Origin of the sequence: Pseudoalteromonas sp. SR43-3 (genome assembly GCF_014163875.1) — a bacterium.
Lineage (GTDB): Bacteria > Pseudomonadota > Gammaproteobacteria > Enterobacterales > Alteromonadaceae > Pseudoalteromonas > Pseudoalteromonas distincta.
Map to the genome: position 1 here is coordinate 149,843 of NZ_JACJEC010000006.1, position 14,135 is coordinate 163,977.

The 14,135-nt window shown below is 39.2% G+C and carries 7 protein-coding genes; 4 read left to right on the plus strand and 3 right to left on the minus strand.

Annotated elements, in window-relative coordinates:
* Positions 1-29: 29 nt before the first annotated feature.
* From nth to H5088_RS10040, 4 genes are all read left to right on the plus strand, one after another.
* On the plus strand, positions 30-662 hold the full coding sequence (gene nth, locus H5088_RS10025) for an endonuclease III (protein ID WP_182752793.1): 633 nt from the start codon (positions 30-32) through the stop codon (positions 660-662).
* Complete coding sequence (locus tag H5088_RS10030) at positions 637-1,098, plus strand: hypothetical protein (RefSeq protein WP_182752794.1); 462 nt, start codon at positions 637-639, stop codon at positions 1,096-1,098. Before nth ends, H5088_RS10030 begins: the two co-directional genes overlap by 26 nt.
* 52 nt (positions 1,099-1,150) lie before the next feature.
* Complete coding sequence (locus H5088_RS10035; RefSeq protein ID WP_024598546.1) at positions 1,151-1,861, plus strand: GGDEF domain-containing protein; 711 nt, start codon at positions 1,151-1,153, stop codon at positions 1,859-1,861.
* Positions 1,862-2,156: 295 nt separating this feature from the next.
* Positions 2,157-4,067: an aminotransferase class I/II-fold pyridoxal phosphate-dependent enzyme gene (locus H5088_RS10040; protein WP_182752795.1), complete on the plus strand. Its 1,911-nt coding sequence runs from the start codon at positions 2,157-2,159 to the stop codon at positions 4,065-4,067.
* 370 nt (positions 4,068-4,437) lie between these two features.
* Here H5088_RS10040 and H5088_RS10045 read toward each other — a convergent pair whose 3' ends face one another.
* The 3 genes from H5088_RS10045 to H5088_RS10055 form a co-directional block, all read right to left on the minus strand.
* Entirely contained in the window at positions 4,438-7,401 is a 2,964-nt protein-coding gene (locus H5088_RS10045) for a TonB-dependent receptor (protein ID WP_182752796.1), read from the minus strand.
* Between the two features lie 521 nt (positions 7,402-7,922).
* Positions 7,923-10,955, minus strand: coding sequence for a TonB-dependent receptor (locus H5088_RS10050; protein ID WP_182752797.1), 3,033 nt, complete (start codon positions 10,953-10,955; stop codon positions 7,923-7,925).
* Positions 10,956-11,277: 322 nt separating this feature from the next.
* A complete protein-coding gene (locus H5088_RS10055; RefSeq protein ID WP_182752798.1) occupies positions 11,278-14,010 on the minus strand; it encodes a poly(beta-D-mannuronate) lyase in 2,733 nt (910 codons plus the stop codon).
* Positions 14,011-14,135: the final 125 nt, after the last annotated feature.

Sequence of the window (14,135 nt, forward strand, 5' to 3'; positions counted from 1 at the left end):
ACAATTAGCACTAATACGTTTTAAGTTGCATGAATAAAGACAAACGTCACCAAATACTGTCGCGCCTACGCGACGATAACCCACATCCAGTTACAGAGCTTGAATATTCAAGCCCATTTGAGTTACTAGTAGCGGTAACCCTCTCAGCGCAAGCAACCGATGTAGGCGTTAATAAAGCCACTCGAAAGTTGTTCCCTGTTGCCAATACGCCACAAGCCATTTTAGACTTAGGTCACGATACACTGCGTGATTATATAAAAACCATCGGCTTATTTAATTCTAAAGCTGCCAACGTGTACAAAATGTGCCAAATTTTGGTGGATGAACATAACAGCATCGTGCCAGAAAATCGTGAAGCCCTAGAAGCCCTACCAGGCGTTGGCCGTAAAACCGCTAATGTTGTACTCAATACCGCCTTTGGCTGGCCTGTAATAGCCGTAGATACACACATATTTCGTGTATCTAACCGTACAAAGCTTGCCATGGGTAAAGATGTTGTAGCTGTAGAAAAAAAGCTTGAAAAGGTTGTACCAAAAGAATTTAAAGTAGACGTGCATCATTGGCTGATACTGCACGGACGTTACACCTGCGTAGCACGTAAACCAAAGTGTGGCAGCTGTATTATTGAAGACTTGTGTGAGTTTAAAGAAAAAACGGAATAACGAGTTGAAAAGCTATAGTGGTAAAACTCAATTATACAATTTGCTTTTAGCAATTACTTCAGCCTTCTGTATCTGGCTTTCAAATGGCTTTATCACCTTTATTGCTTTTAACGAGTCTGTTGCGGGAGTAACATTTGAAGAACTTTTGATCATATTTTCAAATGTCGATCTTTTACAGGTTTTGACCTTTCCTGAGTTTTGGGAAGCTAATGAAAATCATTCTTTTATTGAGGCCCCAAGTTTTTGGTTTGAGCCGATGACTGTTTTATCTTCTATAAGCTCATTACTTCTTATAATTTTATTTTCAACGTATGTAACTAAGTTGAAGCCTGAAACGATATCTTTATCTCTACTCTTAATTGGATTTTTATACCTGGTTGTTTCATGGGGTGTTTTGCTAGATGTATCTGATGCAAAGATGATTGGGCCCTATTGAAGTATTGGTATTCAAGGTCTATTATTACATTCATTTATAAGTTGCCTAATTTGTGTTTCTACTTTATCAAAAAATGTATATTTTAAATTTAGCACTAATTAGCCTTTCTTTATTCAGTAGCTTTGCATTTCCAAGCGAAATAGATTGGCAAAACAAAGCGGCTGATCATATTAGGTTAAATATAATTCTGTTCATTAATCTTAGCCTTTTCATTCTAATTTTACTTTTCTCATTTCGACATATTAAAAGATTAAAACGACTAAATATAACCATCACTAATGAATCGTTAATCGACCCTTTGACAAAAGTATTAAATAGGAGAGGCTTCCATGAACAAGTTTCACGCTTAGATAAACAAAGCGGCTTTTTACTAATTGCAGATATAGATAACTTTAAACTCATCAATGATCAATTTGGACATAATGCTGGTGACAAAGTCCTTCAAAGAGTAGCCCATGCTCTAAAATTTCAAACTAGAGAGAAAGATATTGTAGGGCGATATGGCGGAGAAGAGTTTGTAGTTTTCTTTCCTAGCCATGATGTTGAAATTGTAAAAATGATTTCACAACGGCTTGTAGAGGCAATTGCGAGTCTTAATTTAACTGATATATCACCTGAATTGCAAAGAGTTACAATTAGTGCTGGTGTAGATAAAGGCGATACAAAACACTGTAAGTTTGAAAAATTATATGAAAACGCAGATAAACTGTTATATCAAGCTAAAAGTGCTGGTAAAAATCAAGTTATCGTATTTGATAACTAACAGGTTAAACCTTGGCTAGCACACTTCTATTCGAACTCTAGTGATAAGATAGCTAATCGTTTAGCTGCCAGTCGATTCTATATTATTAAATAAATTGCGCCGCATTAACTAAACGCTCACTAACAATAAATTGAGTCGTATTTTTAACCCAAGGCCTAGCAATATTTTTGTAATTTAATTTAGATAACCCGCAGAATGTGACTATTAATAGAACATTATCAAAGTATTAATTTCACAACGCTCACTCCTTTGGTTATGCTAGTGGGCATTATAAAATTATATTGCGAAACCCTTTATGCTACCTCTACTTCGTATCTTGATAATTGAACAAGACCCAGCCACTTTACAAGGGCTTTCAACGAATCTGTCAAAGACCATTCCTAACTTTGAGCGAGACGATATTCATATCGATATTATTGAATGCCGCGAGCTTAAACACGCGCTGGAATGTGTAGAGGAAGATGGTGATATTCAAGCCGTAGTTCTTAGCTGGGATATGCACAACAAAGTGGGTGAGCGGATGTATAGCCGCTTTATCGAGGATTTAAAGGCAATTCGTCTTGAGTTACCGGTTTATGTTATTGGCGACGACACTAAAGGGCTGGAGATCGTAAACGAATCAGAAGAAATCGAATCATTCTTTTTTAAAGATGAAGTGATTTCTGACCCAGAAGCTATTTTAGGCTATATGATTAACGATTTTGACGACCGCTCTGAAACGCCATTTTGGACGGCATATCGTCGTTACGTTGGTGAAGCAAACGACTCTTGGCATACACCGGGTCATAGTGGGGGTTCTAGCTTTAGAAACTCACCTTACATCAAAGATTTTTATCAGTTTTACGGCCGCAATGTATTTGTTGGCGACCTGTCGGTTTCGGTAGACTCGCTAGGTTCATTGTCAGACAGCACTAATACCATTGGTCGCGCTCAAGAATCAGCAGCGGCGACGTTTGAAGTTAAGCACACCTACTTTGTTACAAATGGTTCATCTACCTCAAATAAAATCATTTTGCAGACACTCCTGCGCAAGGGAGATAAAGTAATTGTCGACCGTAATTGCCATAAATCAGTACACTATGGCATCTTGCAATCAGCTAGCTACCCCATTTATTTGGCGAGTATTTTAAATCCAAAATATGGTATTTTCGCGCCACCGTCGTTGGCCGACATCAAGTTAGCAATTGAAAACAATACTGATGCTAAATTACTAGTGCTTACCGGTTGTACCTACGATGGCCTACTTAGCGACCTGAAACAAGTCGTAGATTATGCTCATCAATATGGTATCAAGGTGTTTATAGATGAAGCCTGGTTTGCATACTCTTTGTTTCATCCTAGCTTTCGTCATTATTCTGCAATACATGCTGGGGCTGACTACATTACGCATTCGGCGCATAAAGTAGTATCGGCGTTTTCTCAAGCGTCTTATATTCATATTAACGACCCCGATTTTGATGCCGATTTCTTTCGAGAGATTTATAGTATCTACGCTAGTACATCGCCTAAATATCAGCTTATTGCATCGCTTGACGTGTGCCAAAAGCAATTAGAGATGGAAGGCTATAAGCTCCTCAATGCGCTGCTAAATCATGTTGAAGAGTTTAAACAACAGATGGCCTCGCTTAAGCAAATTAAAGTATTAGCTAAGCAAGACTTTATGGAAATATTCCCGCATTTTAGTGGTGATAATATGGGTCACGATCCATTAAAGATCCTTATTGATATTAGTGAGCTACCTTACTCATTAAAAGATATTCATAAATATCTACTGGATGAAATTGGGCTAGAGATAGAAAAATACACACACAGCACCATTTTGGTTTTACTGACGCTTGGCGGCACACGCTCAAAAATAATTCGTTTGTACAATGCATTGAAAAAGCTAGACAGCGGTAAAGTAAAACTATCGAAATCGACGCGTAAAGCTCGCTTACCTGAAAATTTACCAGCCATAGACTTGGCGTGTATTCCAAGCGATGCTTTTTATGGCGACCGCGAATCTGTGCCTATTAGCAAAAGTAACAACCGCATTTGTGCAGGTTTAGTTACTCCATACCCACCGGGCATTCCGCTTTTAGTCCCAGGCCAGCATATTACTGATGATCATGTTGAATATTTGCAAGAGTTGGCAAGCCAAGGACTGACGATACAAGGCAGTTTCGATGGTGAAATTTATGTTCTTAAGGGCAAGGTTAAGAAGTAACGGTATTGGTTTAATACTATCTCGATAATAATACCAACCTGCTTATATACGGGGTCTATTTAACGTTAAGAAAATTACGCTAGAACTAGGCAAAAATTTTTGTATCTATGTTCTAAATAAAAAATTTTTAACGACGTTATAGTGCAATTTAATTCGTTAAATTGATCAAAGATTTATGCAGGTTGGTATAATTACTGGTGGCAGTGTCGCAAGACATTGCCGCTTTAACGGTATTGATAAGTAAAATACAAAGTGGAATAAATCATTTTTGTAAATGTTAACTAATTATAGTTAAAAAAAAGCAAGCCAGGTGGCTTGCTTTTAGCGTCTTTAAATACACACACTTATAGACTCGATTTAACTATAACCTTTAAAATCTATAGCTTGCGCCAAATGTAATACGGCGGTCTGTAATACCTTGGAAACAAAGTAAAGCACCTTCGTTTACACAAGACTGGCTAACTTCTGACTCAGTTAAGTTAACGGCTTCAATACCGATATTTAGCTGATCGTTCACATCATAACTTATGCTGGCATTAAGCTGCCCTCTGTCTTCTTGTACAACAGGGAAACCCCATGGGAAGCTTGAAGTGCTACCAAAGTCAGTTGAACGGTACCCTTCGCGCCACGTGTAACGCGCTCGAGCAGATAGACCGTATTTCTCATAGTAAAATGTGATGTTATATGCGTTTTCTGACAGATCAATGAGTGATTGCTTAGCACTGATGTCTGCATCCGGGTTACCGGTTGTTAATGCAAAAACAGCATTTGCACGACTCGTTGCGGTGTCAAATGATTCACCACCAGAAAATTCTTGATAGGTGTAGTTAGCAACAACACCAAAACCTGATGCCCAGCCTAGCTCTTTTTCAAAATTTGATAAGTCGTATTGAGCTGCAAGCTCGATGCCTTGCTGTGTTGTTTCGCCAGAATCATTAATAGTAGTTTGTGTTGGTACACATAACCCTACACCAGCATCTGGGCCAAATACGTTTATGTCAGCAATTGGGTTAAATATGCCGCCGCCTTCACATTCAGGACCATTTGTATCGCGAAAGCCTGTATTTGGGTCTTCAAATGGGTCAACTTGCTGTGTAACGTGCAAATCGCTACGTGTTTTATGAAAGTACCCCACACTTAATAAAGCAGCGGGTGCAAAATACCAATCAGTGGATATATCGAAAGAGGTTACTTCTTCTGGCTCTAAGCCTGAGTTACCTATTGAAACTGCACTATTAGGGCTGGTGCCAAACGTAACGGATGTAGATAGGTCATCAAAATCTGGGCGTCTGATATCTTTTGACCAACCTAGACGAACAATCACATCTTCACTTACATTCGCGGCTAAATTAAATCGTGGTAAAAAGAAATCGTAATCACCTTTTGACGTTACTTGAGTCACCAGTTCGTTGCCACTTCCATCTTGAGTAACAGAGTTACCTAGCGATGTAACTTCAGTCTCTAAATAACGTAAGCCAAAGTTACCGCGAAACATGCCATACTCAAAATTAGCTTGTGCATATAAGGCATGTGTTTCTTCTTCAATATCAAAAAACGCATTTACTTGAGACGTTGGTGAACTTATTGGACCACGATCAGAACCTGTTATTGCATTATTAGCTTCAATCGCTTGGTTAAGTGCTGCTAATACAGCTTGTGGATCAGAGGATGCAAGCTCTGGGTTTATAAGTAAGAAATCACGAATATAAAGTGCTCGCCCATCACCATCATTAAAGTTATCTGGGCCCGCTGTTAATAATTGTGCAAATAAATCACCCGTTGGGCTATCAGCCATATTTCTTAAACCAACGTTAGAGCGAACTTGATCCGACATACTGCTCGTTTTACTGTAGCGGTAACCAAAATCGACTGACGTTATTACATCATCTAAGTAATATGTAAAATCTGTACGAAACGCATCTTCTGTATTTTCTGACTCATCTTGCCCTTGGTTTACGTCACGTAGAACAACATTTGCAGGGTCGAGTAATTGAGCCATTGTTGGTGCGTTTGCCTCCCCCGTTGCAATACCAAATGTAAGTGCATCACCTGTAAGATCATACTCAAAAGGAGTACCGTTTTCATTTGACGAATTAGTAGCGACATTTGGATTTATAAAATTAAGCGTTGTATTAAAGCTTGGTGTAGTTGAATCAGAACGAGAAGTTGAGGCTTCAATACTTGCAAATAATCTATCGCCTTGCCATTCGCCCCCTATTCTAAATATTTTGCTTTTTGTTATGCGTGAATTAGTATCGCTAGAAAAACGTAAATTAGGATCGCCACCACCGTCTTCAACCGGAATCACGCCTTTTACGGCCGCTTGTATGCTGCCTAGGTTTTGTCCGTCAAGAGAACCAAAATTAACTGTTTCAAATTCACTCGGTATTGATACATTTCTAAGATCACTTAGGCCAGATGCTTGTACTCTTGAGCTTTCTTGGCGGCGCTCTTGATCGTTAACAACTGCATCAAAAAAGAATTTCATATTATCGTTTGGTGCATATTCAAATGTACCTGCGAAGTTTTTTGTCTCGTATTCGTAATTATCGTAATCTTGAATCAAAAATTGTACTGGTAGAAAATCAAACGATTGTGCACTTGCAGCACCACTATCAGCGGCTACCGAATTATCTCTATCAGCACGAGGACGAAATGCGGTTACGTCTTGCTCACTGTAACTACCACTAAATACAACACCAAACTTACCGCCAGAATCAAGCTCCCAGTTATCACCCCAAGCACCCGATACCCTAGGAGTAACACCATCTGTTGATAAGCTACTATCTTCACCTTGAACTCTAATTGAGCCTAGAGTTTCATTTAACTGTAACGGGCGAATTGTTTTAAGGTTTATTGTTGCGCCCACAGAGCCTTCGATTGTTTTTGCTTCAGGTGACTTAATTACTTCTACACCGGAGATGATTGCAGCTGATACATCTTCAAAACTAATGCCACTTCGCCCAGACCCAGAGCCAACTGTTGATACGCCGTTCACTTCTGTACGATTAGCATTGGTACCACGAATTTGAACGCCCGTACCTACCCCTGCTTCACGGGTAATTTGAATCCCCGTTACATTTTCAAGTACTTCTGCGAGGTTTTGATCTGGTAGCTTACCAATATCGACAGCCTCAATAATCTCAACAAGGCTATCTGCTGAACGCTTTTGTGCAAGCGCATTTGTAAGCGATTGTCGAATGCCTGAAACCTCAATAACCTCAAGATCGTCTGCAGCTTTTTTTGGAGCTTCTTGCGCCTGTGTAGACAAAGACATACCAAGTGCGGTTGCCGATATAACTGCCAGTGTAATTTTAGATAACTTGTGACTCATAGTTTTTTTCCTGTGTGTGTGAAATGCTATGTTTAACCAGCTACTTTATTGTTTTTATTAAAAGCCCTTAATTATTACAAACCCTTAACTTTATATTTACACCCAACCATAAAAAGGTCAACCTTTTGGTAATGAATTTAGATCAAATATTATGCAATATGTTATTACCAAAATAGAAAAACCTACCTAACCTTTAAATTAAAATCATAAAGTAGATTTTAAGTTCATGTTATTTATTGATTTTAAATTTAATTAGAAATTGAGCTATCAATTACAAGGGTTAAAAGAGTTAGTGTTTTAAAAATGAAATAATTTTGGCAAGAGAAACCGATGATGTTGTACACACTTAATAAATGGCATTATTGGTTAACCAATTTTTTTCAGTCAAGAAGCGTTATTAGAAAGCGAACTGTGTTGAGTACTATTTATTAGCGTTATTGAAAATATAAAATTGAAGAATTTAGGGATCAAAAAAAGGCGGTAAAACCGCCTTTTTAATGAGATTTAATGTTTAACTATTATTACAGCTTGTAGCTTAAACCTAAGAATAAGCGTGGGCCGTAGTCATTCACTTCACCTAAGTTTCCTTCAACAAAGAAATCTTGTGATTTAGGTGCGCTGAACAAGTTAATTGCTTCTGCTTTAACTCTAAAGTGCTCATCAATTTTGTATGATGCGCGCATTTCCCATACGCCTACAGAATCAACATAACGAAGTCGAGTACCATTTGTAGTATATGGTTGGAAATACTCACTACGATATTTGTAAATAACGGCAGTATCAAACCCACCAATTTGGTAGTACAGCTGGCTGCTAAATACATGCTTTGAGAAGCCAGGTACTGAAGCCGACTCAACAATACCGTCAGTTAATTGTGTAGTATTACCGTCTACATCAGTAACAAACGTATCGCCGTATAAGCTATCTTGGAACTCAAAGTCAGTGTCTGCATAGTTGTAACCAAATTTCATACCGATGCCATTATCCCAGCGGTAAGAAAATGAAGCTTCAAGACCTAGTATTTCACTGTCCTCGTCTGACGTAACAGAGTTGGTGATTGGTAGTGAAACTGTTTCACCGGCAACAGTAAAATCTTCAATTACGGTTTGTTGTTGAAAACCGCCATTGAACTGTTTGTAGTATAAGCTTAACGCTAAGATTGAATCTTCGTTAGGGTACCATTCAAACGCAGCGTCGTAGTTCCAAGACATAAGTGGTTGAGTGTCTGGATTACCAGAACCATTTACACCCACTAATAAATCGCTGATTGATGTTGCTGTACCTTCTGTATCTTCTTGGAATGTACGGCTATAACCTAAATTAGATGGATTTGCGCGTGACATACCACGGTATATACCTGCTCGGAATAAAATATCTTCGCTGTAATCAATAACTAGGTTAAAGCTTGGTAAATACTTAGTGTAATCGCCACCACTTTTTATTTTATCCAGTGAACCGTTATCAGACTCAACTAGAGACAGTACACCGGTATCACTTGTTACAACATCAAAGCTATTTCTAAAACCAATCGAAGTTACATCTGTGTCTACAATACGAAGACCAAAGTTACCGCGAATGAATTTACCAAACATTTCTGTATCGTAATTAGCCATTAAGTACACTGATGTTGTTTTTTCTGTTACATCAATTGTACCTGCATTTTCATATTCCACTTCTGGGTAAGCAAACACACCATCAGCGTTAGAACCAGCTACAGCTTGTGAGAAACATACGTTGTCGTATGTAGCCCATGATGAACCTGTACCGCTAGCTACAACGTTACCGTCACTATCAATATTTGTTACGATATCACCATCAGATACACTCGATAAAAAGCCTGATTCAGGGAAATCGATTTGACAACCTTGTAATACGTCAAGCGCTTCAGTACCAGAGTCTAGTGTAAATTCGTTTCTTGAACCGTTACCTTGGCTACCACCATACTGTAGGAAGGTCATTTCAGATGTTCTAATACCACCTTGAATACTTGTAATAACGTTACCATCTAGCGCATAGTCAAAATCTAATCGTGCTGAGATAACTTCGTTTTCACGAACATTTTCACGGTCAAGTCGTGTTCTTAGGCTATCTGTAAAGTTTGAAATATCTGTTACGTCAAAATCTGTTAATGTGAAATGAGGGATTTCATCGCCCATATCCCAAGAAAAGAAAGTTTGGCTTGAGGTTCTACCACGGTTAGATATTTGAAGTTCTTCACGTTCAGTTTTTGAATACGCTAAATCTAAGTCAACAGTTAATCTATCGGTAACTGTATGTTCTATATTTATGCCGTAACCTTGGTAGTTTTCTTCACGAGAAAATTGCTCACCCGCTGATTCAATACGCTCTTCACCTTCCCAATGTAAAATACCGCCTACATCGTTAGTTACAAGTGTTGGACCGGTTACACCTGGTGTTGCACGTTTTTGTAAAAAGATTAAATCGTGGCGTGCTTCTTGTTGTGTTCTATCTGAAATTTGTGCATCAAAGTTAACATCCCAATCAGCTGACGGTTGGTATTGCAGTGCAAAAAATACTGCATCACGTTCATCAGATGTCTCGTTTTGACGAAAGCTTCGGCTACTGCCAGTCCAAGCATAAGGAGTCCCATCACTTACTGCTTTACCTGTTTCTGGATCAATTTCTGTATCGTAACCTTGGTTACTACTGCCATTAACTTGGTCTTCACAGTCGCCTGCGCTGCTGCGATAAAAACCTTCATTGGTATTAGTCGGATCGTTTAAACATGCCCATAATGAAGAACCTGATGGGCTAGAGCTTCTGTATTCAGCCTCTGGTTGACTAATTTCTTGGCGCTGCACACCAAAAGACACACCAACGGCTTGGCCGTTATCAAATTCAAACTGATCAACATAACTAAACGTGCCACGGTAACCCGCGTCACTTTGCAGCGAGTTATCTACATTACCTTCGTCTGGGTTATAGTTTAATTTAACCTCAGCTGATACACGTTGTTTGCCAAAATCAAGTGGAGTTATAGTTTCAAGTGCAATAACACCTGCAACACCACCTTCAATCATTGACGCATCTTGCGTTTTATATATCGCTACTTTTTTTACAAGTTCAGAAGGGAACTGCGAAAAGTTAACTGAGCGGTCACCACTACCATTAGTCGCTTCACGACCATTAATGTGTGTTGCACTTAAAAATGGACCAAGACCACGGATAGTGATTTCTGTAGCACCACCGTTTTCACGGTGAGATGCAGCACCTGTAATTGATTCTAGTGCTTCACCGATAGACAGTGCTGGTAAATCACCAATATCTTCAGATGACAGACCATCAACTACCGTTGTTGCTTCACGTTTAATTGCTATTTGATCTTGTATCGTTCTACGTGTACCTGTAACACTAATTATTTCAACGTCTTCTTCAACTTCTGTCGCTTTTCCCTGATCTTCCTGTGCGCTTGCTGTAAATACGCAAGAACTTGCCATACCTGCGATGACCGCTGTTCTTACCCATTTTGCAACTGGGCGCATTGCAAACTGCCCTGTTGTAGAATTATTGTTATCTCGTGACTTCAACGACATTTGAATTCTCCGCTGGTTGTTGTTGTGTGATTTTAGTGTGTTAGCTTGTTATGCTGATGTATATTTTATGTGACCTTTGACATTAATATACTTAAACCCAGCACGATGATCAACCAATTTGACGTTTTAATATTACCACAATGTATACCAATTTAACTTAACGGCATTACCAGTAGGTCAGGCAGGTTTTTTACTAGAATATAAACAGCTCTAAACTAGTCCATAAATGAGTTATGGAGGCTAAAAAAGCGTGGTGAAAAGTATAAATAATAAAAAAGCCCCAAATTTGGGGCTTTTAAAAGTTAACTGATTAATTGGTTACTTAATCGTTTTGTATTTTCCATGTAGATCCAACACCGACTTCAGATGATTGAATATAATGAAGACCTTTAGCACCTGCCTCTGCCTGAAGGCCTGCAGGGTCAGTTTCTAATAACGTACTTGCTGCTGTAACGTACTCAAGCACTTCTTTACCGTTAGTTGCTGGGTCTTGGTCAATTGCACCATCAGTATCGAATGCGCCATTACCATTTAGTTTTCTAATTTCAACCCAGTCACCGCTTGCATCGCCTGATACTCGACTATCCATATAACCAAAGTTGTTACTTAGCACCGAACTATCATGATTAATTAAGTCACAGTCATATTCAAAAGCATGGTCACTATCAAGTGTATTTGGGTAAAATAGGCCTTGAGTTGTAGCACTGCTGCTTATTGTATCTGCGTCTGTTTGATTACCTAAACCGTTTGCAATTAAATTTCCATTAAAGTTTATAACAAACGCATTTTTGGTCAGCCCATAGAGAACCGGCGCATTCGCTGCGGTTAACTCATCACAATCACTTGTTGGTGCTTTAGAGCCTATTTCCGTACTAAATACAATAGGTTGCTGTGAGTTCAAAACCGTATTGTTTGTTACATTTAGTGTAAAGTCGCCAGCCGCATCAAGTACAGCTTGGTTACCCGAGTTTGGCACACCGCCATCAGCTTGTGAAAATGGATTTGCCGTAAATACAATACCGCCCGCTTCTTTATTGCCAGAACGAATACCTGCAATGTAGTTGTTACTCACAGTGTGACCAAGTGGTGTGATTAATATACCCGCTGGGCGATCATCAGAGCTTGCAATATCGGTAGTTCGAATAATAATGTTATCTGTAACACTGTTGAAGCCACCATCTTCTAGTGAAATACCACCATTAGGATTCACGATTGTATTGCCTTTGATGGTTGCACCAGAAGTTTGTACACGCATTAAACGACGACCTGTTACAAAGTTTTCTACGCGGTTATACTGAATAGTAAAGTTTGCGTTATCAGCTGCACCGCTACCCGTTGTACTACCTGCATTAATTAAGTATAAACTTGATTGATCAAAGTTTGGATTATCACTGTCACTAAATAAATTATATTGAATAACGTGATCAGAGCTTGATGATGATATTTTTATCACAGACCCTTTTTCTGCTACATTTCGATTAGAGAATGTATTTCGCTCAACCAACGCACCTTGACCTTTTATCATCAGCCAATGGTATTCAGAGTTATTGAGTGTAGCTTCTTCTCCATCCATCGTGTTTTGCGAAAAAGTAAAGTTATCCCCTTCTGAGTAAATAACAGCACCTTCTTCGGTTTCACAAAATGCACCCGCTTTAGTATCTATATTCTTAAAGGTAAGCCCTGTTAACCCAGCGCCATCTACTCCAGCAGCTACATGCACACATACTTCACCACTAAGTACAGGAGTTTGACCTTCTACAGCGCGAAGCGTTACTGCACTGGTTAATAAAATTGCGTCCATATCAGCATAAACACCCGTGTTTAAGCCAATAACATCACCGTCAGCTAAACCGCCACTTATAGCACCAAGAAGTGCTTCAGGGTTACTAACTAATTGTGTGTAAACCAGTGTATCAAGTGAGTTTGTAACCTCACTCGCAAAGCCATCATTATCTGTATACGTGGCTTTTACTGACATTATTGAGCCAGCGTAATCAGAAGGCGTAAATGTTTTACTATTGCTCCCAGCTATTTCAACGCCATCAGCAGACCAAGTATAAGTAACGTTAGCCTCTTCAACGCCGTTGTTATCAGTTACCTCAGCGGTTAACTCGCCATTTGTTAAATAAGGCACTACACCCATAATGGCTACGCTACCGGCTTCGTCAACCGCAACAGCAGAAACAGCAATTGTTTCCTCTGATGTATTATCCTCGATAAACCCATTATCATCTGTATAAGCAACCTGAACACTTACCTTTTGACCTAAAAGTGATGCATCAACTGTAAAGGTGCTCTCTATTGCGCCATCTATCTCTTGTGCGTCAGCAAGCCATTGATAAGTGATATCTCCTGTCGCCCCATCGGTATCATTAATTTCTGCTGTTAAAGTATTTCCAACAGTTGGCGTGCCGCTAATTGTAACTTCGCCTTCTGAGTTTGTTCGTGCGACAACCTCTGTACCGGCTGAAGTTACAGACTCGTTAAACCCACGGCTATCTTCAAAAGATGCACTAACTGTAATAACTGTACCAAACTGTGCGTCTGTTAACGTGAGCGTTGAAAGTGCTTCATCAGCAATTTCTACGTCATCTGCAAACCATTTATAAGTTACTGTATCGCCATCAAAGCCATTGTCGTCAGCTACATTAGCAGTTAGTTGCGAACCAACTAGTGCGTCACCTGTAATAGTTAAACTTGCAGGAAATGCGATTGCGGCAACATCTGCGGTTGGTTCTGTAATATGCGATTCATTAATACCGCCATCATCGGTATAAAGCCCTTGAACTGTAATTGGTAACCCTATCTGATCGTCAGTCAATGTAAATGAAGCGCTATTTGCACCAGCAATTGCCTCACCATCTGCATACCAGTAGTAAGTCACGTCACCTGAGATACCATCAGGGTCACTAACTTCAGCTGTTAATGTTTGTCCGCTTGTAACAGTTCCACTAAGAGCAATAGAGCCCAAGTTGTTGTCATTGTTGTTTGAGTTTGTGTCACAACCAACGATTGCTGCTGCAATAGCGCATAGCGCAAAATGTTTGAATTTCATGGTGGCTCTATTCTCCAAATTTATAGTTTTAATATTTGGCTATCTATTGTGTGTGTTACCAAATAAATCATGTATTTATTACCAAATTCATTTAAATTTCAAATAAATTGTTAACCAACTTGGTA

Bases quoted from the DNA above. Each gene is read 5' to 3' on its own strand.
- nth (WP_182752793.1), top strand. From the start codon at position 30: ATGAATAAAGACAAACGTCACCAAATACTGTCGCGCCTACGCGACGAT.
- H5088_RS10040 (WP_182752795.1), top strand. From the start codon at position 2,157: ATGCTACCTCTACTTCGTATCTTGATAATTGAACAAGACCCAGCCACT.
- H5088_RS10045 (WP_182752796.1), bottom strand. From the start codon at position 7,401: ATGAGTCACAAGTTATCTAAAATTACACTGGCAGTTATATCGGCAACC.
- H5088_RS10050 (WP_182752797.1), bottom strand. From the start codon at position 10,955: ATGTCGTTGAAGTCACGAGATAACAATAATTCTACAACAGGGCAGTTT.
- H5088_RS10055 (WP_182752798.1), bottom strand. From the start codon at position 14,010: ATGAAATTCAAACATTTTGCGCTATGCGCTATTGCAGCAGCAATCGTT.